Below are 23,600 nucleotides of genomic sequence, written 5' to 3'. Positions count from 1 at the left end.
TAGGACATGGGACTCGAAGAAAAGCTGCCGAGCGGTTTCCTGCTCACCACCGTCGAGCAGGCCGCGGGCTGGGTGCGCAAGGCGTCCGTCTTCCCCGCCACGTTCGGCCTCGCCTGCTGCGCCATCGAGATGATGACCACCGGAGCCGGCCGCTACGACCTGGCGCGCTTCGGCATGGAGGTCTTCCGCGGCTCACCGCGCCAGGCGGACCTGATGATCGTCGCGGGCCGGGTCAGCCAGAAGATGGCGCCGGTGCTCAGGCAGGTCTACGACCAGATGCCCAACCCGAAGTGGGTGATCTCCATGGGCGTCTGCGCCTCCTCCGGCGGCATGTTCAACAACTACGCGATCGTCCAGGGCGTCGACCACATCGTCCCGGTGGACATCTATCTGCCCGGCTGCCCGCCGCGCCCCGAGATGCTGATGGACGCGATCCTCAAGCTCCACCAGAAGATCCAGTCCTCCAAGCTCGGCGTGAACGCCGAAGAGGCGGCCCGCGAGGCGGAGGAGGCGGCACTCAAGGCCCTGCCCACGATCGAGATGAAGGGGCTGCTGCGGTGAGCGACGCGAACGGCACCAACGGCGTGAACGGGTCCGCGAACGGGGTGAACCCCGAGAAGGACCTCGCCGCCTCCAACCTCCCCGGCCGCCGCGGCCAGGGCGGCGAGGAGATCCGCGTCCAGCGCGGCATGTTCGGCGCCAACAACGGCGGCGACACCTCCGGCTACGGCGGCCTGGTCCGCTCGGTCCGGCTCCCGGGTCCGGCGACCCGGCCCTACGGCGGTTGGTTCGACGAGGTCGCCGACGAACTCGAGGGCGCGCTGGAGGAACAGGGCCTGCTGCCCGACAACGCGATCGAGAAGACGGTCGTCGACCGCGACGAGCTCACCTTCCACATCGAGCGCGAGCACCTGCTGCGCGTCGCCCGGACCCTGCGCGACGACCCGGCCCTGCGCTTCGAACTGTGCACCGGCGTCAGCGGCGTCCACTACCCGCACGACAAGGGCCGCGAGCTGCACGCCGTCTACCACCTGCGCTCGATCACCCACAACCGGCTGGTCCGCCTCGAGGTCAGCGCCCCCGACGACGACCGGCGCATCCCGTCGCTGGTCTCCGTCTACCCGACCAACGACTGGCACGAGCGCGAGACCTACGACTTCTTCGGGATCGTCTTCGACGGCCACCCGGCCCTGACGCGGATCATGATGCCGGACGACTGGCAGGGCCACCCGCAGCGCAAGGACTACCCCCTCGGCGGCATCCCCGTCGAGTACAAGGGCGCCCAGATTCCGGCTCCGGACCAGCGGAGGTCGTACTCGTGAGCACGCAGTCAGCAGCCGCGTCCGCCTCGGGGCGCGAGACCACCGAGGGCACCGTCTACACGGTCACCGGCGGTGACTGGGACGAGGTCGTCCAGTCCGCGGCCCGTGCCGACGACGAGCGCATCGTCGTCAACATGGGTCCCCAGCACCCCTCCACCCACGGGGTGCTCCGCCTGATCCTGGAGATCGAGGGCGAGACGGTCACCGAGGCCCGCTGCGGCATCGGCTACCTCCACACCGGCATCGAGAAGAACCTCGAGTACCGGACCTGGACGCAGGGCACCACGTTCGTGACGCGCATGGACTACCTGACGTCCTTCTTCAACGAGACCGCCTACTGCCTCGCCGTCGAGAAGCTCCTCGGCCTCGAGGACCAGATCACCGAGCGGGCCGAGATCATCCGGGTGCTCCTGATGGAGCTGAACCGGTTGTCCTCCCACCTGGTGTGCATCGCCACCGGCGGCATGGAGCTCGGCGCCACCACGATCATGATCTACGGATTCCGTGATCGTGAAATGATTCTCGACATCTACGAGCTCATCACGGGCCTCAGGATGAACCACGCGTACATCCGTCCCGGCGGACTCGCGCAGGACCTGCCGCCCGGCGCGGTGGACCACATCCGCGAGTTCGTGAAGAAGATGAAGAAGAACCTCCCGGAGTACGACAAGCTCGCCACCGGGAACCCCATCTTCAAGGCCCGTATGCAGGACGTCGGCTACCTCGACCTGGCCGGCTGCATGGCCCTCGGCGCCACCGGCCCGATCCTGCGCGCCGCGGGACTGCCGCACGACCTGCGCAAGACACAGCCGTACTGCGGCTACGAGACGTACGACTTCGAGGTCCCGACCGCGGACTCCTGCGACTCCTACGGCCGCTTCCTGATCCGCCTGGAGGAGATGCGCCAGTCGCTCGGGATCGTCGAGCAGTGCCTGGACCGGCTCCAGCCGGGCCCGGTCATGGTCGCCGACAAGAAGATCGCCTGGCCCGCCCAGCTGGCGCTGGGACCGGACGGCCTCGGCAACTCCCTCGACCACATCAAGAAGATCATGGGCACTTCCATGGAGGCCCTGATCCACCACTTCAAGCTGGTCACGGAGGGCTTCCGCGTCCCGCCGGGACAGACGTACGCGGCGGTCGAGTCACCCAAGGGCGAGCTCGGGGTGCACGCCGTGTCCGACGGCGGCACCCGCCCCTACCGGGTCCACTTCCGCGACCCGTCCTTCACCAACCTTCAGGCCATGGCGGCGATGTGCGAGGGCGGCCAGGTCGCCGACGTCATCGTCGCCGTCGCGTCCATCGACCCCGTGATGGGAGGCGTCGACCGGTGACCACCTCTTCTTCGGAGCGGGGCGTCAGCCTCGGCATGCCCGAGCTGCCGGCGCCCGGCTACCCGGACGACGTCCGAACCCGGCTGGAGGCGGACGCGCGCGAGATCATCGCCCGCTACCCCGACTCCCGATCGGCCCTGCTGCCGCTGCTGCACCTGGTGCAGTCGGAGGAGGGCCATGTCACGCGCACCGGGATGCGGTTCTGCGCGGACATGCTGGACCTGACCACGGCCGAGGTCACCGCGGTCGTCACCTTCTACACCATGTACCGGCGCAAGCCGTCCGGTGACTACCAGGTGGGCGTCTGCACCAACACCCTGTGCGCGGTGATGGGCGGCGACGCGATCTTCGAGGAGCTCCAGGAGCACCTGGGCGTCGGGAACGGCGAGACCACCGGCGACGGCAAGATCACCCTGGAGCACATCGAGTGCAACGCGGCCTGCGACTTCGCGCCGGTCGTGATGGTGAACTGGGAGTTCTTCGACAACCAGACCCCGGCCAGCGCCGCACGCCTGGTCGACGACCTCCGCGCGGGACGGCCCGTCGAGCCCACGCGCGGGGCACGCCTGTGCACCTTCAAGGAGACCGCCCGGATCCTGGCGGGCTTCCCCGACGAGCGGCCAGGGGCCGTCGAGGAGAGCGGCAGCGCGGGACCCGCTTCGCTGGTGGGCCTTCGCCTGGCGAGGGGAGAGGCCGCACCCGCGCGGGTGGTGCATCCGCGGGACGGCGGACCGCATGACGAACCGCAGGACCGGGCGGTGCACGAGCCGTCACCGGCCGAACACCTCAGTTCCCATGACGCGCCGCAGGAGACAGCGGCCTCGGACCCGTCCCACCCGGCAGGGCCTACCGCCGAGGAGGGTGAGTGATGAGCGTGGCTGCCGAACTCAAGGACACCAGCCCGGAGAAGCTGCTCGCACCCGTGCTGTCGGCCTTCTGGGACGAGGACAGGTCCTGGACACTGGACGTCTACCGGAGGCACGAGGGGTACGAGGGGCTCCGCAAGGCGCTCGCCATGTCGCCGGACGACCTGATCGCGTACGTCAAGGAGTCCGGTCTGCGCGGGCGGGGCGGCGCGGGGTTCCCGACGGGAATGAAGTGGCAGTTCATTCCGCAGGGTGATGGAAAACCGCACTATCTAGTTGTCAACGCCGACGAGTCGGAGCCCGGGACCTGCAAGGACATCCCGCTCCTCTTCGCCAACCCGCATAGCCTCATCGAGGGCATCGTCATCGCGTGTTATGCCATCAGGTCGTCGCATGCCTTCATCTATCTGCGTGGTGAAGTCGTCCCCGTTCTGCGGCGGTTGCACGAGGCCGTGCGCGAGGCCTACGCGGCGGGCTACCTCGGCGAGAACATCCTGGGCAGCGGACTCGACCTCCAGCTCACCGTGCACGCCGGCGCCGGCGCGTACATCTGCGGTGAGGAGACCGCACTGCTCGACTCGCTCGAAGGCCGCCGTGGTCAACCGCGGCTCCGTCCCCCCTTCCCTGCCGTCGAGGGCCTCTATGCGTGCCCGACTGTTGTGAACAACGTCGAGTCGATCGCGTCGGTTCCCGCCATCCTGAAAAACGGCAAGGAATGGTTCAGGTCGATGGGCAGCGAGAAGTCCCCGGGCTTCACGCTCTACTCGCTCAGCGGCCATGTCGCCAGCCCCGGCCAGTACGAGGCCCCGCTCGGCGTCACACTCCGCCAGCTCCTCGACATGAGCGGCGGGATGCGCCCCGGGCACCGGCTGAAGTTCTGGACGCCCGGTGGCTCCTCGACACCGATGTTCACCGACGAGCACCTCGACGTCCCGCTCGACTACGAAGGCGTGGGCGCCGCCGGATCCATGCTCGGCACCAAAGCATTGCAGTGCTTCGACGAGACCACCTGCGTCGTGCGGGCCGTCACCCGCTGGACCGAGTTCTACGCCCACGAGTCCTGCGGCAAGTGCACGCCCTGCCGCGAAGGCACGTACTGGCTGGTGCAGTTGCTGCGGGACATCGAGGCCGGCAAGGGCGTCACGTCCGACCTCGACAAGCTCGCCGACATCGCCGACAACATCAACGGCAAGTCCTTCTGCGCCCTCGGCGACGGCGCCGCCTCACCGATCTTCTCCTCGCTCAAGTACTTCCGCGAGGAGTACGAGCAGCACATCACGGGCCGGGGCTGCCCCTTCGACCCGGCCAAGTCGACAGCCTGGGCGGACCGCCCGGAGGTGAACGCATGACCGTGACCACCAGCGCCCCCACGGGTGGGGGAGAGGCGGCGGTCCCGCCGGAGGACCTCGTCACGCTGACGATCGACGGCGCCGAGATCAGCGTGCCCAAGGGCACCCTGGTCATCCGGGCCGCCGAGCAGCTCGGCATCGAGATCCCCCGCTTCTGCGACCACCCCCTGCTCGACCCGGCCGGCGCCTGCCGCCAGTGCATCGTCGAGGTGGAGGGCCAGCGCAAGCCCATGGCCTCCTGCACGATCACCTGCACGGACGGGATGGTGGTGAAGACCCACCTCACCTCGCCGGTCGCCGAGAAGGCCCAGCACGGTGTGATGGAGCTGCTGCTCATCAACCACCCGCTGGACTGCCCGGTCTGCGACAAGGGCGGCGAGTGCCCGCTCCAGAACCAGGCGATGTCGCACGGCAACGCCGAGTCCCGCTTCGGCGGGAAGAAGCGGACGTACGAGAAGCCGGTCCCCATCTCCACACAGGTACTGCTCGACCGCGAGCGGTGCGTGCTGTGCGCCCGTTGCACCCGGTTCTCCAACCAGGTCGCGGGCGACCCGATGATCGAGCTGCTGGAGCGGGGCGCACTCCAGCAGGTGGGCACCGGTGAGGGCGACCCGTTCGAGTCGTACTTCTCCGGCAACACCATCCAGATCTGCCCGGTCGGCGCGCTCACCTCGGCCGCCTACCGGTTCCGCTCCCGCCCCTTCGACCTGATCTCGTCGCCGTCGGTCTGCGAGCACTGCTCGGGCGGCTGCGCGACCCGCACCGACCACCGGCGCGGCAAGGTCATGCGGCGGCTCGCCGCCGACGACCCCGAGGTCAACGAGGAGTGGATCTGCGACAAGGGACGCTTCGCGTTCCGGTACGCGCAGCTGAAGGACCGGCTCGACACGCCGCTGGTGCGAAACGCCGAGGGCGAGCTCGAACCGGCCTCCTGGCCCGAGGCGTTGCAGATCGCCGCCCAGGGGCTGCTGGCCTCACGCGGCAGGACCGGTGTCCTCACCGGCGGACGCCTCACCGTCGAGGACGCCTACGCGTACAGCAAGTTCGCGCGCGTGGCCCTCGACACCAACGACATCGACTTCCGCGCGCGGGTGCACAGCAGCGAGGAGGCCGACTTCCTTGCGGCCCGGGTGGCCGGGCACGGCCGTGACCTCGACGGTACGGGCGTCACGTACACCGCTCTGGAGAAGGCGCCCGCCGTCCTGCTCGTCGGGTTCGAGTCGGAGGAGGAGGCGCCCGGCGTCTTCCTGCGGCTGCGCAAGGCCTGGCGCAAGCACAAGCAGAGGGTGTTCTCGGTGGCCACGCACGCCACACGCGGACTGGAGAAGGCGGGTGGCACGCTGCTGCCGGCCGCTCCCGGCACCGAGACGGAGTGGCTGGACGCCCTCGCGAGCGGTGTCGGCCTCGAGGACGCCGGGACCCTGGCCGGCGAGGCGCTGCGCGCCGAGGGCGCGGTGATCGTCGTCGGTGAGCGGCTGGCCTCGGTCGTCGGCGGCCTCACCGCCGCCGTACGCGCCGCGTCCGCGACCGGGGCGGGGATGGTGTGGATCCCGCGGCGGGCCGGGGAGCGCGGCGCGATCGAGGCGGGCGCGCTGCCGTCGCTGCTGCCGGGCGGGCGTCCGGCGACCGACCCTCGCGCGCGTGAGGAAGTCGCCGCGGCCTGGGGGCTGGCCGAACTCCCGAGCCGCTCCGGCCGCGACACCGGCCAGATCGTCGAGGCCGCCGCGAGCGGTGAGCTCCAGGCCCTGCTGGTCGCGGGTGTGGAGGTCGCCGACCTGCCCGATCCGGCACGCGCGCGTGAGGCGCTGCAAGAGGCCGGTTTCGTGGTGTCGCTGGAGCTGCGGCCCAGCGAGGTCACCGAACGCGCCGACGTCGTCCTGCCGGTCGCCGCGGTCGCCGAGAAGGCGGGCACCTTCCTCAACTGGGAGGGCAGGGGCCGTTCCTTCGAGGCCGCGCTCAAGCCCGACCAGATGACCCGCCGCCTGGCACCGGCCGACGCACGGGTGCTCCAGATGCTGGCCGACGCCATGGACGTTCACCTCGGCCTGCCGGATCTGCGGACCGCGCGCGCGGAACTGGACCGGCTCGGCGCCTGGGACGGGCCGCGGCCCTCCGGGCCGCTGGAGACGGCGGGCGTGCTGCCGCGTCCGGCCGCCGGGGAGGCCGTGCTCGCCGGGCACCGGCTGCTGCTCGACCAGGGCGTGCTCCAGGAGGGCGACGAGGCGCTCGCCGGAACCCGGCACGCGGCACACGCGCGCGTGTCCGCCGCGACGGCCGCCGAGGCGGGCGTCGGGGAAGGCGACCTCCTCGCGGTGACCGGCCCCGCCGGGGTCGTGGAACTCCCGCTCCAGGTCACGGAGATGCCCGACCGGGTGGTCTGGCTCCCGCTGAACTCCGTCGGCGGCGGCGTCGCCTCCGACACCGGGGCACAGCCCGGCTCCCTCGTCCGTATCGGCCCGGCGGCACTCGCCGAGGACGCCCCAAAGGAGGTGGAGGCATGAGCCCGTACCTCGCCGCTGAAGACCTCTCGATGTTCGGCCGCGACCCCTGGTGGCTGGTCGTCATCAAGGCCGTCTTCTGCTTCGCCTTCCTGATGGTGACCGTACTGTTCTCCATCGTCTGGGAGCGCAAGGTCGTCGCCTGGATGCAGCTGCGCATCGGCCCCAACCGGCACGGCCCCTGGGGAATGCTCCAGTCGCTGGCCGACGGCATCAAGCTGATGCTCAAGGAAGACGTCATCGTCAAGCGCGCGGACAAGGTGGTGTACGTCCTCGCGCCGATCGTCGCGGCCATCCCGGCCTTCATGGCGATCGCGGTGATCCCCTTCGGACCGGCCGACAACGAGATCTCGATCTTCGGGCACCGCACCACGATGCAGCTCACCGACCTGCCGATCGCGATGCTCTACATCCTCGCGGTCGCCTCGGTCGGCATCTACGGCATCGTGCTGGCGGGTTGGAGTTCCGGATCCACCTATCCGCTCCTCGGCGGACTGCGCTCCTGTGCGCAGATGATCTCCTACGAGATCGCCATGGGCGCGGCGTTCGCCTCCGTGTTCCTCTACTCGGGGTCGATGTCGACGTCGACGATCGTCGCGCAGCAGCAGGACCGCTGGTACATCCTGTTGCTGCCGGTCTCCTTCATCCTCTACATCGTCACGATGGTGGGCGAGACCAACCGCGCCCCCTTCGACATGCCGGAGTCCGAGGGCGACCTGGTCGGCGGCTTCAACACCGAGTACTCGTCGATCAAGTTCGCGATGTTCATGCTCGCCGAGTACGTCAACATGGTGACCGTCTCGGCCGTGTCGACCACCCTGTTCCTCGGCGGCTGGCGCGCCCCCTGGCCGATCAGTGGCTTCTGGGAGGGCGCGAACCACGGCTGGTGGCCGCTGCTCTGGTTCGTGATCAAGGTCCAGCTGCTGCTGTTCTTCTTCATCTGGCTGCGCGGCACGCTCCCGCGTGTCCGCTACGACCAGCTGATGAAGCTCGGCTGGAAGGTCCTCATCCCGGTCTCCGTGACGTGGCTGATGCTCGTCGCGACCGTGCGGACCCTCAGGAACGAGAACTACGACTTCGCCGACATCGCCCTCTACGTCGGCGGCGCCGTCCTGGCGCTGCTCCTGCTGTCCTTCGTCGTCGACATGTTCCGCGACAAGGCCAAGACGGCCGAGCCGCCCGCCGCCCAGCCGGCCGTGTTCGACCCGATGGCCGGCGGATTCCCCGTGCCGCCGCTGCCCGGACAGGAGCTGCCGCCGGTGCCCCGGCGCCGCTCACACCGTGAGCGGGAGCTGATTGTCAGTGGTGGGGCGGACACTGTCAGTGACGGATCTTCGGATGGAAAGGAGGCGTCCGATGGCTGAGGAGCCCCAGGAGGCCGGGCAGACGAAGCCTGGCTTCCAGAACCCCGTGGCCGGCTTCGGCGTGACCTTCAAGGCCATGTTCAAGAAGCGGCTGACCGAGCAGTACCCGGAGCAGAAGAAGACCACGGCTCCGCGGTTCCACGGACGGCACCAGCTCAACCGCCATCCGGACGGCCTGGAGAAGTGCGTCGGCTGCGAGCTGTGCGCCTGGGCCTGCCCCGCCGACGCCATCTACGTCGAGGGCGCCGACAACACCGACGAGGAGCGCTACTCGCCGGGCGAGCGGTACGGCCGCGTCTACCAGATCAACTACGCCCGCTGCATCCTGTGCGGTCTGTGCATCGAAGCGTGCCCCACGCGCGCGCTCACGATGACCAACGAGTTCGAGCTGGCCGACAGCAGCCGCGCCAACCTCATCTACACCAAGGAGCAGCTGCTCGCCGGACTCGACGAGGGCATGGTCGACTCCCCGCACGCCATCTACCCGGGCATGGACGAGCAGGACTACTACCGGGGCCTGGTGACCGAGGCCGCGCCCGGGACCGTCCAGCAGGTGGACCGCTCCAAGGACGAGGCGCCGCAGGAGGCCACCTCGACCTTCGGCGAGGGCGAACCCGCCTCTCAGAAGGTGATCGGCCGATGACCGCGCAGCTCGCCGCCTACTCCACCTCCACCGGAGAGGCCTTCCAGTTCTGGGTCCTCGGCACCGTCGCCGTGATCGGCGCCCTGTGCACCGTCTTCATGAAGAAGGCCGTGCACAGCGCGCTCTGTCTCGCCGGCACCATGATCGTCCTGGCGGTGTTCTACCTCGCCAACGGCGCCTACTTCCTGGGGATCGTGCAGATCGTCGTCTACACCGGCGCGATCATGATGCTGTTCCTGTTCGTGGTGATGCTCGTCGGCGTCACGGCCGCGGACTCGCTGAAGGAGACCATCAAGGGCCAGCGCTGGCTGGCCCTCCTGTGTGGGGTGGGCTTCGGCGTCCTGCTGCTCGGCGGCATCGGGAACGCCTCCCTGAAGGAGTTCGCCGGTACCGGCCAGGCGAACGCGAACGGCAATGTGGAGGGCCTGGCGGCCCTCATCTTCACCAAGTACGTCTTCGCCTTCGAAATCACCGGCGCCCTGCTCATCACAGCCGTCGTCGGCGCCATGGTCCTCACCCACCGCGAGCGCACCGAGCGCGCCAAGACACAGCGCGAGCTGTCCGAACAGCGCGTCCGCGAGGGCAGGTACGTGCCGCCGCTGCCCGCGCCCGGTGTGTACGCCCGGCACAACGCCGTCGACATCGCGGGCCTGCTGCCCGACGGCACGCCGTCGGAGCTCACGGTCAGCAAGACGCTGCGCGAACGCGGCCAGATCCGTGACGTGTCGACGGAGGCCCTCAACGACCTGCGGGCCCTGGAGCAGCGCGCGGAGGAGCGCCTGGAGCGCAGGACGATCGAGCCGGCGAACTTCAAGCGGGCCGAGGAGGCGCCGAAGTGAACCCCGTCAACTATCTGTATCTCGCGGCGCTGTTGTTCACGATCGGCGCGACCGGCGTGCTCATCAGGCGCAACGCGATCGTCGTGTTCATGTGCATCGAGCTGATGCTCAACGCCTGCAATCTCGCCTTCGTCGTCTTCTCCCGGATGCACGGCAACCTCGACGGCCAGATCATCGCCTTCTTCACGATGGTCGTGGCCGCCGCCGAGGTCGTCGTCGGTCTGGCGATCATCGTGTCGCTGTTCCGCGCCCGCCACTCGGCCTCGGTCGACGACGCCAGCCTGATGAAGCTGTAAGGGGTCGGGAGAATCGTGGAGAACCTGATCGCGCTGCTGATCGCGGCGCCCCTGCTCGGAGCGGCCGTCCTGCTGGTCGGCGGCCGGCGGCTGGACGCCGTCGGCCAATGGATCGGCACGCTCCTGTCGACGACCTCCTTCGTGTTCGGCGTGATCCTCTTCGCCGACCTGCTGGGCAAGGACGCCGAACACCGCACGCTCACCCAGCACCTGTGGACGTGGATCTCCGTGGGCAGCTTCCAGGCGGACGTCACCTTCCGCCTCGACCAGCTGTCGATGACGTTCGTGCTGCTGATCACCGGCGTCGGCTCGCTGATCCACCTGTACTCGGTCGGGTACATGGAGCACGACGAGCGGCGCCGCCGCTTCTTCGGATATCTGAACCTCTTCCTCGCGGCGATGCTGCTGCTGGTCCTCGCCGACAACTACCTGCTGCTGTACGTCGGCTGGGAGGGCGTCGGTCTCGCCTCCTACCTGCTGATCGGCTTCTGGCAGCACAAGCCCAGCGCGGCCACGGCGGCCAAGAAGGCCTTCCTGGTCAACCGTGTCGGCGACATGGGCCTGTCGATCGCGATCATGCTGATGTTCACCACCTTCGGGTCCTTCGCCTTCGGCCCGGTGTTCAGCCACGCCGGCGGCACCTCCGAGGGCAGGCTCACCGCCATCGGCCTGATGCTCCTGCTCGCCGCCTGCGGCAAGTCCGCCCAGGTCCCGCTTCAGTCCTGGCTCGGGGACGCGATGGAGGGCCCGACCCCGGTCTCGGCCCTCATCCACGCGGCGACGATGGTGACCGCGGGCGTGTACCTGATCGTCCGGTCCGCGGCCATCTTCAACGCCGCGCCCGACGCGCAGCTCGTGGTCACCGTGGTCGGAGCGGTCACGCTCCTGTTCGGTGCGATCGTCGGTTGCGCGAAGGACGACATCAAGAAGGCACTGGCCGGCTCGACGATGTCGCAGATCGGCTACATGGTGCTGGCCGCGGGCCTCGGCCCGATCGGCTACGTCTTCGCGATCATGCACCTGGTGACGCACGGCTTCTTCAAGGCCGGGCTGTTCCTCGGTGCCGGTTCGGTCATGCACGGCATGAACGACGAGGTCGACATGCGCAAGTACGGCGGCCTGCGCACGTACATGCCGGTCACCTTCGTCACCTTCGGCCTCGGCTACCTCGCCATCATCGGTTTCCCGGGGCTGTCCGGCTTCTTCTCCAAGGACAAGATCATCGAGGCGGCCTTCGCCAAGGGCGGCACCGAGGGCTGGATCCTCGGCGGCACGGCCCTGCTGGGCGCGGCCATCACCGCGTTCTACATGACGCGCGTGATGCTGATGACGTTCTTCGGCGAGAAGCGCTGGCAGCCCGACGAGAACGGGCACGAACCGCACCCGCACGAGTCGCCCAAGGTCATGACGATCCCGATGGTCGCGCTGGCCGTCGGCTCGGTCGCCGCGGGCGGTCTGTTCAGCATCGGCGACCGCTTCCTGAAGTGGCTGGAGCCGGTCACCGGTCACAGCGAGGGCGACTCGCCCCTCAGTGCCGGCGCGGTCACCGGCGCGACCATGGTGTGCCTGCTGATCGGTGTCGGCATCGCGTACGCCCAGTACGGCCGCAAGCCCGTCCCGGTCGTCGCCCCGCGCGGGTCGCTGCTCACCCGGGCCGCCCGGCGCGACCTGCTCCAGGACGACTTCAACCACGTGGTCCTGGTGCGTGGCGGCGAGCACCTCACGCGCTCCCTGGTGTACGTCGACCACACCCTGGTCGACGGGGTCGTCAACGGCACCGCGGCCTCCTTCGGGGGCCTGTCCGGACGGCTGCGCCGGCTCCAGAACGGCTTCGTGCGCTCCTACGCGGTCTCGATGTTCGGCGGCGCGGCACTCCTGGTCGCCGCGACCCTGCTGATGAGGGCGGTCTGATACCGATGTCCTTTCCTCTGCTGACAGCGACGGCGGCGCTTCCGGCCGTCGGAGCGGTCGCCACGGCCGCCGTACCGGCCGCGCGGCGCACCGCCGCCAAGTGGCTCGCGCTGCTGTTCTCGCTCGCCACGCTCGCCCTGGCCGCCGTCATCCTGGTCCGTTTCGACCCGGACGGCGCCCGCTACCAGCTCACCGAGTCCCACGCCTGGATCCCGGACTTCGGGGTCCGGTACGAGCTCGGTGTGGACGGCATCGCGGTGGCGCTCGTCGCGCTGACCGCCCTGCTGATCCCGTTCATCATCCTCGCGGGGTGGCACGACGCCGACCCGCTGGAGACCGGCAGCCGCCGTTGGCGGCCCACCCAGGGCTTCTTCGCGCTGATCCTGGCCGTCGAGGCGATGGTGGTCATCTCCTTCGAGGCCACCGACGTCTTCGTCTTCTACATCTTCTTCGAAGCCATGCTGATCCCGATGTACTTCCTCATCGGCGGCTTCGGGGACCGTGCCCACCAGCACGGCGAGGAGGTGGCGTCGACCCAGCGGTCGTACGCGGCGGTGAAGTTCCTGCTGTACAACCTGGTCGGCGGTCTGATCATGCTGGCCGCGGTGATCGGCCTGTACGTGGTCTCCGGGAGCTTCTCGCTCACGGAGATCGCTGAGGCGCGGGCCAACGGCTCCCTGCACATGGCGACGAGCACCGAACGCTGGCTCTTCCTGGGCTTCTTCTTCGCCTTCGCCGTGAAGGCGCCCCTGTGGCCGCTGCACACCTGGCTGCCCAACGCCATGGGGGAGGCCACCGCCCCGGTCGCCGTCCTCATCACGGCGGTGGTCGACAAGGTGGGCACCTTCGCGATGCTCCGCTTCTGCCTCCAGCTGTTCCCGGAGGCGAGCAAGTGGGCGACGCCCGTCATCCTCGTACTGGCGTTGATCAGCATCATCTACGGGGCGCTGCTCGCGGTCGGCCAGCGGGACATCAAGCGGCTGGTGGCCTACGCGTCGATCTCGCACTTCGGCTTCATCATCATGGGCATCTTCGCGATGACCAGCCAGGGCCAGTCCGGGGCGACGCTGTACATGGTCAACCACGGCATCTCCACGGCCGCGCTCATGCTGGTCGCGGGCTTCCTGATCTCCCGGCGCGGCTCGCGGCTCATCGCGGACTACGGCGGGGTGCAGAAGGTCGCTCCGGTGCTCGCCGGCACGTTCCTGATCGGCGGTCTGGCCACCCTCTCACTGCCGGGGCTCGCGCCCTTCGTGAGTGAGTTCCTGGTGCTGGTCGGCACGTTCACGCGCTATCCGGCGATCGGGATCATCGCGACCTTCGGCATCGTCCTCGCCGCGCTCTACACCCTCGTCCTCTACCAGCGGACGATGACGGGCCCGGTGAAACCGGAGGTCTCCGCGATGCCCGACCTCCGCGCGCGTGAGCTGGTGGTCGTGGCCCCGCTGATCGTGCTGCTGATCTTCCTGGGCGCCTACCCGAAGCCCGTCACGGACATCGTCAACCCGGCGGTCAAACAGACCATGTCCGACGTACACAAGAAGGACCCCAAGCCCCAGGTGGAGGCGGTCAAGTGAACGCAACAGCCGTCCACAGCCTGTGGACAACCGTGGCCGACCCGATCTCGAAGATCGACGCACCGAAGATCGAATACGGACAGCTGTCGCCGACCCTGATCGTCGTCGGTGCGGCGGTCATCGGGGTGCTGATCGAGGCCTTCGTCCCGCGCAAGTCGCGTTACTACGCCCAGGTGTTCGTGTCGGCGGTCGCGCTGGCCGCCGCCTTCGCCGCGGTCGTCGCCCTCGCGGCCGACGGCTACGGCACCACCAAGGCGCACATCGCGGCCATGGGCGCCATCGCGGTCGACGGGCCGTCGCTGTTCCTTCAGGGCACGATCCTGCTGGCCGGTCTGGTCGGCCTGTTCACCTTCGCCGAGCGGCGGCTCGACCCGGAGGCGCACGGCAACCGGGTGGACTCCTTCGCGGCGCAGGCCGCGTCCGTGCCGGGCAGCGACAGCGAAAAGGCCGCCGTCAAGGCCGGTTTCACCACCACCGAGGTCTTCCCGCTGCTGCTCTTCGCGGTCGCCGGAATGCTCGTGTTCCCCTCGGCCAACGATCTGCTGACGCTGTTCGTGGCCCTGGAGGTCTTCTCGCTGCCGCTGTACCTGATGTGCGCGCTCGCCCGCCGCAAGCGACTGATGTCGCAGGAGGCCGCCGTCAAGTACTTCCTGCTCGGCGCGTTCGCCTCGGCGTTCACGCTGTTCGGCATCGCACTGCTGTACGGCTATGCGGGCTCGGTGTCCTACGCGACGATCGCGCAGGTCGTCGACGGCACGGTCACCAACGTCGACCCGGCGCTCGCCAACACCATGGGCAACGACTCGCTGCTGCTGATCGGCACCGCGATGGTGGTGATGGGCCTGCTGTTCAAGGTCGGCGCGATCCCCTTCCACATGTGGACGCCCGACGTCTACCAGGGCGCCCCGACCCCGGTGACCGGATTCATGGCGGCGGCGACCAAGGTGGCGGCCTTCGGCGCGCTGCTGAGGCTGCTGTACGTGGTGCTGCCCGGCATGCGCTGGGACTGGCGGCCGGTCATGTGGGCCGTCGCGATCATCACCATGCTGGGCGGTGCGATCGTCGCGATCACCCAGACCGACATCAAGCGGCTGCTGGCGTACTCGTCCATCGCGCACGCCGGATTCATCCTCGCGGGTGTCATCGCGACCTCGAAGGACGGCGTCTCGTCCGTCCTGTTCTACCTGGCCGCGTACTCGTTCGTGACGATCGGCGCCTTCGCCGTGGTGACCCTGGTGCGCGATGCCGGCGGTGAGGCGACGCACCTGTCCAAGTGGGCGGGGCTGGGCCGCCGGTCGCCGCTGGTGGCGGCCGTGTTCGCGGTGTTCCTGCTGGCCTTCGCGGGCATCCCGCTGACCTCCGGGTTCGCCGGGAAGTTCGCCGTGTTCAAGGCGGCGGCGGAGGGCGGTGCGGTCCCGCTGGTCGTGATCGGTGTGATCTCCTCGGCGATCGCGGCGTTCTTCTACATCCGCGTGATCGTGCTCATGTTCTTCAGCGAGCCCAAGCCCGAGGGCCCGACCGTCGCCGTACCGTCCCCGCTGACGATGGCGGCGATCGGTGTCGGCGTGGCGGTGACGGTGGTGCTCGGTGTGGCACCGCAGTACTTCCTGAACCTGGCGAGCCAGGCGAGCGTGTTCGTGCGCTGACCGGAAGTGCGGGGCCCTGGCTCTCCCTGGGGAGGCCGGGGCCCTTTCCTGTACCCCGGCCTGTGGATAACTCCGGCGCTGTCGGTCCGGGGCCCTATCGTGGACGCAGTGGTCGAGAGGCGACGTACGGGGGACACGACGATGGGCGGGACGGGCGGGATCGGCGAGATGCCAGGGACGACGGACAGCGAGACGCTGGCCACGCTGCACCGGGTCTTCGGATACGAGGCCTTCCGCGGCGAGCAGGAAGCGGTCATCGAGCATGTGGTGGCGGGCGGCGACGCCGTCGTCCTCATGCCGACCGGCGGCGGCAAGTCGCTGTGTTACCAGATCCCGGCCCTGGTCAGACCGGGTACGGGGATCGTGGTGTCCCCGCTCATCGCACTGATGCAGGACCAGGTGGACGCGCTGCGGGCGCTCGGCGTGAACGCCGGGTTCATCAACTCCACGCAGGACTTCGACGAGCGGCGCGTGGTCGAGGCGGAGTACCTGGCCGGCGAGCTGGACCTGCTGTACCTGGCACCGGAGCGGCTGCGCCTGGAGTCCACGCTCGACCTGCTCTCCCGGGGCAAGATCGCGGTTTTCGCCATCGACGAGGCGCACTGCGTCTCCCAGTGGGGACACGACTTCCGACCCGACTACCTGTCCCTCTCCCTCCTGAGCGAGCGCTGGCCGGAGGTCCCGCGGATCGCGCTGACGGCGACGGCCACCCACGCCACCCACCAGGAGATCACCCAGCGGCTGAACATGCCGACGGCCCGCCACTTCGTGGCGAGCTTCGACCGGCCGAACATCCAGTACCGGATCGTGCCCAAGGCCGACCCCAAGAAGCAGCTGCTGGCCTTCCTGCGCGAGGAGCACCCGGGCGACGCGGGCATCGTGTACTGCCTCTCCCGGAACTCGGTGGAGAAGACCGCGGAGTTCCTCTCCCGCAACGGCATCGAGGCGGTGCCCTACCACGCCGGTCTGGACGCGGGCACGCGCGCGGCGCACCAGTCCCGGTTCCTGCGCGAGGACGGCCTGGTCGTGGTGGCGACCATCGCCTTCGGAATGGGCATCGACAAGCCGGACGTGCGGTTCGTCGCCCACCTCGACCTGCCCAAGTCGATCGAGGGCTACTACCAGGAGACCGGCCGGGCGGGACGGGACGGCCTGCCGTCGACGGCCTGGATGGCGTACGGCCTCAACGACGTCATACAGCAGCGCAAGCTCATCCAGTCCGGCGAGGGCGACGAGGCGTTCCGCCGCCGGGCCGCCGCCCACCTGGACTCGATGCTCGCCCTGTGCGAGACGGCCCGGTGCCGCCGCGGCCAGCTGCTCGCCTACTTCGGCCAGGACCCGGACCCGACGGGCTGCGGCAACTGCGACACCTGCGTCACGCCCCCGGAGACCTGGGACGGCACGGTCGCCGCGCAGAAGGTGCTGTCCACGGTGGTGCGGCTCCAGCGGGAGCGCGGGCAGAAGTTCGGCGCGGTGCAGATCGTGGACATCCTGCTCGGCAAGCGCACCGGCAAGGTGATCCAGTTCGACCACGACCAGCTGTCCGTCTTCGGCATCGGCGAGGAGCTTTCCGAGGGCGAGTGGCGGGGCGTCGTCCGGCAGCTGCTGGCCCAGGGGCTGCTCGCGGTCGAGGGGGAGTACGGCACGCTGGTGCTCACCGAGACGAGCGGGGCGGTGCTGCGGCGCGAGCAGGAGGTGCCGCTGCGCAAGGAGCCGAAGAAGCCGGTGACCCAGCGTGCGTCGGCCGCCGGATCGTCCGGCCGGGGCGACCGCAAGGCCAAGACGGCCGCGGCCGAGCTGCCCGGGGAACTGCTGCCCGCCTTCGAGGCCCTGCGCGCCTGGCGTGCCGAGCAGGCACGCGAACAGGGTGTTCCGGCGTACGTCATCTTCCACGACGCCACACTGCGGGAGATCGTCACGGTCTGGCCGGCCTCGGTGGACCAGCTGGGCACCATCGGGGGAGTGGGAGAGAAGAAGCTGGCGACGTACGGAGAGGGTGTCCTCGGAGTGCTGTCCTCCCTGGACGCCCCGACCGCGGACGGTCCGGCTGCCGGCTCCCCGGCGGCGGCCCCGGCCCCGGCCACCGCGCACGACGACTGGCCGGAGCCGGACGAAGAGCCGGAGCCGGAGCCCGACTGGATATAGACCGAAGGGGTCACAGCCCCCGCGCCGCGTAGGCCCTGACGTCCGCGTCCGGGTCCGAGGTGACCGTGGCGAGGGCCGCCCGGGCCTCCGCCGTGCCGTTGTGCCGGGTCAGGGCGAGCACCGCCGCCTTGCGCACGTCGGCGTTGGGGTCGGCGAGCGCCTTGGCCAGGGCGGGGACCGACACACCGGAGTCGGCGGAGCCCAGCGCGGTCGCCGCGCCCGCCCGGACCTGCCACGCAGGGTCGGCCAGCGCGGCCACGGCACGCGCGGCGAGCGGGGCCGGGCAGCCTACGGTGGCCAGCGCGCCGAGCGCGGCGCCGCGCACCAGGGGGTCGGTGTCCTCGGTGAGCCGGTCCAGGGCGCCGGTGAGCGGCTCCGGGGCGCTCGCGGCCAGCGCCGCAGGGCTGACGGCGGCCAGTGCCTTGGCCACGGTGACGCGGACCTCCCGCGAGAGGTCGGCCGCCGCGCCGGCCAGCGGTTCGACGGCGTCGACCGACACGAGTGCGCGTACGGCCTCGATGCGGACGGCGATGTCGGGGTCGTCCAGAGCCCCGGCGAACAGGCCGGCGTCACCCAGGCGCAGGGCACGCAGCACGTCGAGGGCGGCGGCACGCACCACGGGGTCGGCCTCGGCGACCGCGGCGGTCAGGGCGGCGCCCAGGGCGGGTTCGGGCGGGAGGGTCTCGACGAGCTCGCGCAATGAGGCCGCGGCGGCCGCACGCACATCGGCGTCGGGGTCGGCGAGCGCGCCCGCCAGGGCCTGCCCGGTGCCGGGCGGCACCGTCTCGGTGAGGACCGAGACCGCCGTCCGCCGCACGGCAGCGTCGAGGTCGGTCAAGTAGGGCTCGATCGCGGCGAGTTCCGGCTGCTCCTCGGCCAGCGCCAGCAGCTCCAGGAGCCGCGGCGAGGCGATCTTGCCCGAGCCGCGGTCCACGGGCCCGGTGACGGGCGCGGAGGCCGGCCCGGTGGCGACCGGCGCCACGTCGCGGGACCCGGCGGTGGCCACGTCCTCTGGACGGACCTCACCGAGGTGTCGGGAAGAGCCGCCGGCCGGAGTGAACTCATCGACCGGAACCAGATAGGGAGCCACGGGACGAGCCGTGAACTCCATCGCACCGGAGGGGGACTTGTGCAGATCGAGATGGTGGAACCAGGAAGCGTCGTCGCGCTCCGGATGGTCCAGGCGGTCGTGGTAGAGGCCCCAGCGGGACTCCGTGCGGGCCAGGGAGGCGCGCGCGGCCATCTCCGCGCAGTCGCGGATGAAGGTGACCTCCGCGCACCGCATCAGCTCGTGCGGGGTGCGGGCACCCATCGCGGCGATGTCCGCGCGCATCCGCTCGAAGGCCTCCAGGGCCAGCGACAGCCGGGCACCCGACTTCGGCGGGGCCACGTAGTCGTTCACGAAGCGGCGCAGCTTGTACTCGACCTGGGGCTGCGGCGGGCCGGCCGGGTGGCGCAGCGGGCGGTAGACCAGCTCGTGCGCCTCGCGCAACTGGTCCTGCGGAAGCTCCCCTTCGTACGCGCGGTACCGGGAGGCGTCCGCGCCGGCGAGGTCGCCGAAGACGAAGGCGCCGATCATGTAGTTGTGCGGCACACAGGCCAGGTCGCCGGCGGCGTACAGACGCGGGACGGTGGTACGGGCGTGGTCGTCGACCCGTACGCCGGAGGCCGAGTGGCCGCCGCACAGGCCGATCTCGGAGATGTGCATCTCGACGTCGTGCGTGCGGTAGTCGTGGCCGCGCCCGGCGTGGAAGGTGCCCCGGGTCGGGCGCTCCGTGGAGTGCAGGATCGACTCCAGCGCCGAGACCGACTCCTCCGGGAGGTGGCTCAGCTTCAGGTACACCGGCCCCCGGTCACTGGCCACCTCGGCCGCGAACTCGGCCATCATCTGGCCGGACCAGTAGTCGGAGTCGACGAAGCGTTCGCCGTGCCGGTTGACCTGGTAGCCGCCGAAAGGGTTGGCGACGTACGCGCAGGCGGGGCCGTTGTAGTCCTTGATCAGCGGGTTGATCTGGAAGCACTCGATGCCGGTGAGTTCCGCGCCCGCGTGGTAGGCCATGGCGTACCCGTCGCCCGCGTTGGTCGGGTTCTCGTACGTGCCGTACAGGTAGCCGGAGGCGGGCAGGCCGAGGCGGCCGCAGGCGCCGGTGGCGAGGATGACGGCGCCCGCGCGGACGGTGACGAACGCACCGGTGCGGGTGTGGAAGCCGGCCGCGCCCACGGCACGCCCCCCGGCGGTCAGCACGCGCACCGGCATCACCCGGTTCTCGATCCGGATCCGCTCCCGCATCTCGCGCCGCCGCAGCTGCCGGTACAGCACCTTCTTGACGTCCTTGCCCTCCGGCATGGGCAGCACGTAGGAGCCCGAGCGGTGGACCTGGCGGACGGCGTACTCGCCGTGCTCGTCCTTCTCGAACTTCACCCCGTAGGACTCCAGGCGCTGCACCATCGCGAAGCCGCGGGTGGCGGTCTGGCGGACCGTGGACTGGTCGACGATGCCGTCGTTGGCGCGGGTGATCTCGGCGACGTAGTCGTCGGGTTCGGCGCGGCCGGGGATGACCGCGTTGTTGACGCCGTCCATGCCCATGGCGAGCGCCCCGGAGTGCCGGACGTGGGCCTTCTCCAGCAGCAGGACGTTCGCGCCGTGCTCGGCGGCGGTCAGCGCGGCCATCGTGCCGGCGGTGCCGCCGCCGATGACGAGGACGTCGCAGGTGAGTTCCTCGGCATCGGCGAGGGCGGGGATCTCCAGGGGAGCGTCCGTGGGGATGTCCGTGCGGGTGTCCGTGGGGGTGTCCGGGGTGTCCACCGGGGTGCCTTTCAGATGCTCAGTGAGGTCAGGACGTCGCGCCGCAGTGCCACGCGCGCGGGATCGTCGTGCGCCGTACGGTCGCGGGGACGCGGTACGTCGCGTACGGCGGTCAGCCGGCCGGAGCTCAGGAGGGCCACGCGGTCGCCGAGGAACAGGGCCTCGTCCACGTCGTGGGTGACGAAGACGACGGTCGCTCCGGTGCCGCCCAGCACCTCCACCAGCAGGTCCTGCATGCCGGCGCGGGTCTGGGCGTCGAGGGCGCCGAAGGGTTCGTCCATGAGGACGGCACGCGGACTGCCGGCCAGGGCGCGGGCGAGCTGCGCGCGCTGGCGCTGGCCGCCGGAGACGCGGTGCGGCAACTGCCGGGACTGCTCGGCGAGCCCGACGCGCGCCAGCCAGGACTCCGCCTGGGCGCGGCGTTCGGCCCGGGGCAATCCCTGGATGGCGAGCGGGAGTTCGACGTTCGCGCGCAGGCTGCGCCAGGGCAGGAGGGCATCTTCCTGGAAGATCAGGGCGCGGTCGGCGCCCGGGCCCGTCAGGGGGCGCGCGTCCTGGACGGTCTCTCCGGCGAGCGGCGACAGCAGTCCGGCCAGCGTGCGCAGCAGCGTCGACTTGCCGCAGCCGGACGGGCCGACGACGGTGAGGATCTCGCCGGGGGAGATGTCGAGGTCCACCCGGTGCAGCACGGGCGCGCCCGGCCGTCCCAGAGTGGCGCCGCGCAGGGCGAGTCCCGCACCGGTGCGGGTCCGTGTACGGACGTCAGACGAACTGGTCATGGGGCACGTCCTCCTCGGTCCTGGAGCCGATCGGGACAGGGGTCGTGGCGCCGCGCACCCGCCGCGGGGCGCGCACACCGGGGACGTACGACGTGCGGGGCAGCCAGCGGGTCAGCCGGCGGCCCAGCAGTTCGACGAGGGTGGAGGTGACCCAGCCGAGTACGCCGATGGTGACCATGCCGACGAACACGCCCGGGTAGTCGACGACCGTGTAGTCCTGCCAGGTGCGGTAACCGACGCCGTACTGGCCGGAGATCATCTCGGCGGAGATCACGCAGATCCACGAGACGCCGATGCCGACGGACAGGCCGCCGAAGATGCCGGGCAGCGCTCCCGGCAGGACGACCGAGCCGAGGATCCGCCACCGGCTGCCGCCCATGGTGCGTACCGCCTCCTCCCAGACCGGGGTCAGCGCGCGGACCGCGTGCCGGGTGGAGACCAGCACGGGGAAGAAGGCGGCGGTGCAGGTGATGAAGACGATGCCCTGTTCGTTGGACGGGAAGAGCAGGATCGCCACCGGGACGAGGGCGATCGCCGGGATGGGGCGGATCACCTCGAGGACCGGGCCGAGCAGGTCCTCGGCGAGGCGCGAGCGGGCCACGAGCACGCCCGTCGCCACGCCCAGGACGGCTGCCAGCGCGAAGCCGAGGAGGATCCGGGTGAGGCTGTCGGTGAGGTCGGTCCAGTAGTCACCGCCGGTGACCCGGTCGGCGAAGGCGTGGGCCACGTCGGTGACCGTGGGGAACTGCGAGAAACGCAGCCACAGGTCGACGTCCAGGCTGGTCAGCAGCTGCCAGAGACCGAGGGCGGCGGCCAGGGACGCCACCCGCAGCGCATACCGGGCGAGCGGGCGCCGGGTCACGAGGCGAGTCCGAGCGCGTCGGGGTACGAGACCGTCCGGGCGCCCGGGTGCGCGGTGACGTACGCCCGGGCGGTCGCCGGGGCGACGAACGGGAGCAGCTTGTCGCCGTCGGCCACCCACACCGCCTTGTCGGCGAACCACTGGGTGCCGGTGGTGGCGTCGGGGACGTACGCGGCACGGATGCCGCCCTTGTGCCCGGCCACGTAGGCGAGCAGCGCCTTCGGGGACTTGAAGCTCGTGGTCCTCTCGGAGCCCTTCGGCCACACCTCGCTCGCGGCCGGTGCGGGGGCCGCGGCGAGCTCCTTGGCGTAGGAGGAGCCGAGGGCCTTCTTCACGTACCGGTCGTCGACGAAGGAGTCGACGTCGACGTCCCCGACCAGCTTCTCGGACTTCAGGACGGACACGTCCCGCTTGAGCGCCGAGACGAGCTGCGGCTTGACGGCCGGGTCGAAGGTGGAGATGCCCTGGGCGCCGTTGTAGAGGTACACGGCCTCGGCGGGCAGGCCGGTGGCCTTGGCGACCTTCTCGGCGGCGATCACGGGGTGGGCGTCCAGGTAGTCGGTCGCCTGGGCCTGTGCCTTGAGGAAGGCCTCCAGGACGGCGGGGCGGTCCTTGGCGAAGTCCTCGCGGGCGGTGACGCCGTGGAAGGTGGGGAGGTTCAGCTGGGCGCCGTCGTAGAGGGCCTTCGCCTTGCCCTGGTAGGCGAGCAGGCCGGGCCAGGCCACGAACTGGGACAGAGCGTCGACGCTGCCCGCCGACAGGGCCGAGGCGCCGACCGCCGGCTGCTGGTTGAGCTTGGAGATGCCGTTGTCCGGGTCGATGCCGGCCCGCTGGAGGGCCCGTACGAGGGTGCCGTCGGCGGCGGAGCCGATGCTCGTGGAGACCTTCTTGCCCTTGAGGTCCTTCAGGGAGGTGAGTTTGGAGTCCGGCGCCGTGACGACGGTGTTGAGGCCGCCGCGGAGGTTGTAGCCGGTGACGGAGACCAGGTGGGTGGGGCGGCCGAGTTGCTTGCCGCGGGCCGCGTTGAGCAGCAGCGGGAAGTCGCCCATCGAGCCGATGTCGATCTTCCCGGCGGTCATCTGGGCGGTGATGGGGGCGCCGGTGGCGTAGTCCTGCCAGTCGACCTTGTAGGTGTGGCCGTCGTGGAGGGCGTTGAGCTGCTGCTCGAAGTAGCCGAGGGAGCGCAGGAGGGTGCCCGCGGTGACGGTGTTGATGGTCTTGGACTGGTAGCCGACGGTGACGGTGACCGTGTGACCGTCACCGGCCTGGGCGTCGCCGCCGCAGGCCGACAGGGGGAGGAGCAGGGATGCCGTGGACAGGGCGGTGATCGTGCGTTTCATGGGGCGCTTCATGGGAGTCGGGCCTT

The 23,600-nt window shown here is 70.3% G+C and carries 18 protein-coding genes; 14 read left to right on the top strand and 4 right to left on the bottom strand.

Going from position 1 to position 23,600, the window contains the following annotated elements; translation table 11 throughout:
- Positions 1-6: 6 nt before the first annotated feature.
- From ABZ915_RS35950 to recQ, 14 genes are all read left to right on the top strand, one after another.
- Positions 7-561: an NADH-quinone oxidoreductase subunit B gene (locus ABZ915_RS35950; RefSeq protein WP_007383964.1), complete on the top strand. Its 555-nt coding sequence runs from the start codon at positions 7-9 to the stop codon at positions 559-561.
- Positions 558-1,322 carry an NADH-quinone oxidoreductase subunit C gene (locus tag ABZ915_RS35945; protein WP_361812138.1) on the top strand — a complete coding sequence of 255 codons (765 nt, stop codon included), beginning with the start codon at positions 558-560 and terminating at the stop codon, positions 1,320-1,322. Before ABZ915_RS35950 ends, ABZ915_RS35945 begins: the two co-directional genes overlap by 4 nt.
- Positions 1,319-2,653 (top strand): NADH-quinone oxidoreductase subunit D, encoded by a 1,335-nt coding sequence (locus ABZ915_RS35940; protein ID WP_361812136.1) that lies wholly within the window; start codon positions 1,319-1,321, stop codon positions 2,651-2,653. Before ABZ915_RS35945 ends, ABZ915_RS35940 begins: the two co-directional genes overlap by 4 nt.
- The gene (gene nuoE / locus ABZ915_RS35935; RefSeq protein ID WP_361812133.1) at positions 2,650-3,522 is read left to right on the top strand and encodes an NADH-quinone oxidoreductase subunit NuoE; all 873 of its coding nucleotides are present in this window, start codon (positions 2,650-2,652) and stop codon (positions 3,520-3,522) included. Before ABZ915_RS35940 ends, nuoE begins: the two co-directional genes overlap by 4 nt.
- Positions 3,519-4,868 carry an NADH-quinone oxidoreductase subunit NuoF gene (gene nuoF / locus ABZ915_RS35930; RefSeq protein WP_361812130.1) on the top strand — a complete coding sequence of 450 codons (1,350 nt, stop codon included), beginning with the start codon at positions 3,519-3,521 and terminating at the stop codon, positions 4,866-4,868. The genes nuoE and nuoF overlap by 4 nt, the downstream gene beginning before the upstream one ends.
- Positions 4,865-7,369, top strand: a complete 2,505-nt coding sequence (locus ABZ915_RS35925) for an NADH-quinone oxidoreductase subunit G (protein ID WP_361812127.1) — start codon at positions 4,865-4,867, stop codon at positions 7,367-7,369. The genes nuoF and ABZ915_RS35925 overlap by 4 nt, the downstream gene beginning before the upstream one ends.
- Positions 7,366-8,730 carry an NADH-quinone oxidoreductase subunit NuoH gene (gene nuoH, locus ABZ915_RS35920; RefSeq protein ID WP_361812124.1) on the top strand — a complete coding sequence of 455 codons (1,365 nt, stop codon included), beginning with the start codon at positions 7,366-7,368 and terminating at the stop codon, positions 8,728-8,730. Before ABZ915_RS35925 ends, nuoH begins: the two co-directional genes overlap by 4 nt.
- Positions 8,723-9,373 carry an NADH-quinone oxidoreductase subunit NuoI gene (nuoI, locus tag ABZ915_RS35915; RefSeq protein ID WP_361812121.1) on the top strand — a complete coding sequence of 217 codons (651 nt, stop codon included), beginning with the start codon at positions 8,723-8,725 and terminating at the stop codon, positions 9,371-9,373. Before nuoH ends, nuoI begins: the two co-directional genes overlap by 8 nt.
- Positions 9,370-10,212 carry an NADH-quinone oxidoreductase subunit J gene (locus tag ABZ915_RS35910; RefSeq protein ID WP_361812118.1) on the top strand — a complete coding sequence of 281 codons (843 nt, stop codon included), beginning with the start codon at positions 9,370-9,372 and terminating at the stop codon, positions 10,210-10,212. Before nuoI ends, ABZ915_RS35910 begins: the two co-directional genes overlap by 4 nt.
- Complete coding sequence (nuoK, locus tag ABZ915_RS35905) at positions 10,209-10,508, top strand: NADH-quinone oxidoreductase subunit NuoK (protein ID WP_361449666.1); 300 nt, start codon at positions 10,209-10,211, stop codon at positions 10,506-10,508. The genes ABZ915_RS35910 and nuoK overlap by 4 nt, the downstream gene beginning before the upstream one ends.
- A gap of 15 nt (positions 10,509-10,523) precedes the next feature.
- Entirely contained in the window at positions 10,524-12,419 is a 1,896-nt protein-coding gene (nuoL, locus tag ABZ915_RS35900) for an NADH-quinone oxidoreductase subunit L (protein WP_361812115.1), read from the top strand.
- Positions 12,420-12,424: 5 nt separating this feature from the next.
- The gene (locus ABZ915_RS35895; protein WP_361812112.1) at positions 12,425-13,996 is read left to right on the top strand and encodes an NADH-quinone oxidoreductase subunit M; all 1,572 of its coding nucleotides are present in this window, start codon (positions 12,425-12,427) and stop codon (positions 13,994-13,996) included.
- On the top strand, positions 13,993-15,642 hold the full coding sequence (gene nuoN / locus ABZ915_RS35890) for an NADH-quinone oxidoreductase subunit NuoN (protein WP_361812109.1): 1,650 nt from the start codon (positions 13,993-13,995) through the stop codon (positions 15,640-15,642). Before ABZ915_RS35895 ends, nuoN begins: the two co-directional genes overlap by 4 nt.
- Before the next feature lie 141 nt (positions 15,643-15,783).
- Positions 15,784-17,787, top strand: coding sequence for a DNA helicase RecQ (gene recQ / locus ABZ915_RS35885; protein WP_361812508.1), 2,004 nt, complete (start codon positions 15,784-15,786; stop codon positions 17,785-17,787).
- Positions 17,788-17,797: 10 nt separating this feature from the next.
- Here recQ and ABZ915_RS35880 read toward each other — a convergent pair whose 3' ends face one another.
- The 4 genes from ABZ915_RS35880 to ABZ915_RS35865 are packed head-to-tail and all read right to left on the bottom strand — an operon-like array spanning position 17,798 to position 23,574.
- Positions 17,798-20,593, bottom strand: a complete 2,796-nt coding sequence (locus tag ABZ915_RS35880) for a fumarate reductase/succinate dehydrogenase flavoprotein subunit (RefSeq protein WP_361812106.1) — start codon at positions 20,591-20,593, stop codon at positions 17,798-17,800.
- 11 nt (positions 20,594-20,604) lie between these two features.
- Complete coding sequence (locus ABZ915_RS35875; protein ID WP_361812103.1) at positions 20,605-21,372, bottom strand: ABC transporter ATP-binding protein; 768 nt, start codon at positions 21,370-21,372, stop codon at positions 20,605-20,607.
- Positions 21,356-22,234, bottom strand: coding sequence for an ABC transporter permease (locus ABZ915_RS35870; protein ID WP_361812100.1), 879 nt, complete (start codon positions 22,232-22,234; stop codon positions 21,356-21,358). The genes ABZ915_RS35875 and ABZ915_RS35870 overlap by 17 nt, the downstream gene beginning before the upstream one ends.
- A complete protein-coding gene (locus tag ABZ915_RS35865; RefSeq protein ID WP_361812097.1) occupies positions 22,231-23,574 on the bottom strand; it encodes an ABC transporter substrate-binding protein in 1,344 nt (447 codons plus the stop codon). The genes ABZ915_RS35870 and ABZ915_RS35865 overlap by 4 nt, the downstream gene beginning before the upstream one ends.
- Positions 23,575-23,600 lie beyond the last annotated feature (26 nt).

The organism is Streptomyces sp. NPDC046915, from assembly GCF_040644935.1.
GTDB lineage: Bacteria > Actinomycetota > Actinomycetes > Streptomycetales > Streptomycetaceae > Streptomyces.
The sequence above is the reverse complement of the archived record's forward strand: the minus strand, read 5'-3'. Positions and strand labels throughout refer to the sequence as shown.

Coding starts and splice junctions, on each gene's coding strand:
- ABZ915_RS35950 (WP_007383964.1), top strand. CDS start 7: ATGGGACTCGAAGAAAAGCTGCCGAGCGGTTTCCTGCTCACCACCGTC.
- ABZ915_RS35925 (WP_361812127.1), top strand. CDS start 4,865: ATGACCGTGACCACCAGCGCCCCCACGGGTGGGGGAGAGGCGGCGGTC.
- nuoH (WP_361812124.1), top strand. CDS start 7,366: ATGAGCCCGTACCTCGCCGCTGAAGACCTCTCGATGTTCGGCCGCGAC.
- nuoI (WP_361812121.1), top strand. CDS start 8,723: ATGGCTGAGGAGCCCCAGGAGGCCGGGCAGACGAAGCCTGGCTTCCAG.
- ABZ915_RS35910 (WP_361812118.1), top strand. CDS start 9,370: ATGACCGCGCAGCTCGCCGCCTACTCCACCTCCACCGGAGAGGCCTTC.
- ABZ915_RS35895 (WP_361812112.1), top strand. CDS start 12,425: ATGTCCTTTCCTCTGCTGACAGCGACGGCGGCGCTTCCGGCCGTCGGA.
- recQ (WP_361812508.1), top strand. CDS start 15,784: ATGGGCGGGACGGGCGGGATCGGCGAGATGCCAGGGACGACGGACAGC.
- ABZ915_RS35875 (WP_361812103.1), bottom strand. CDS start 21,372: ATGACCAGTTCGTCTGACGTCCGTACACGGACCCGCACCGGTGCGGGA.
- ABZ915_RS35865 (WP_361812097.1), bottom strand. CDS start 23,574: ATGAAACGCACGATCACCGCCCTGTCCACGGCATCCCTGCTCCTCCCC.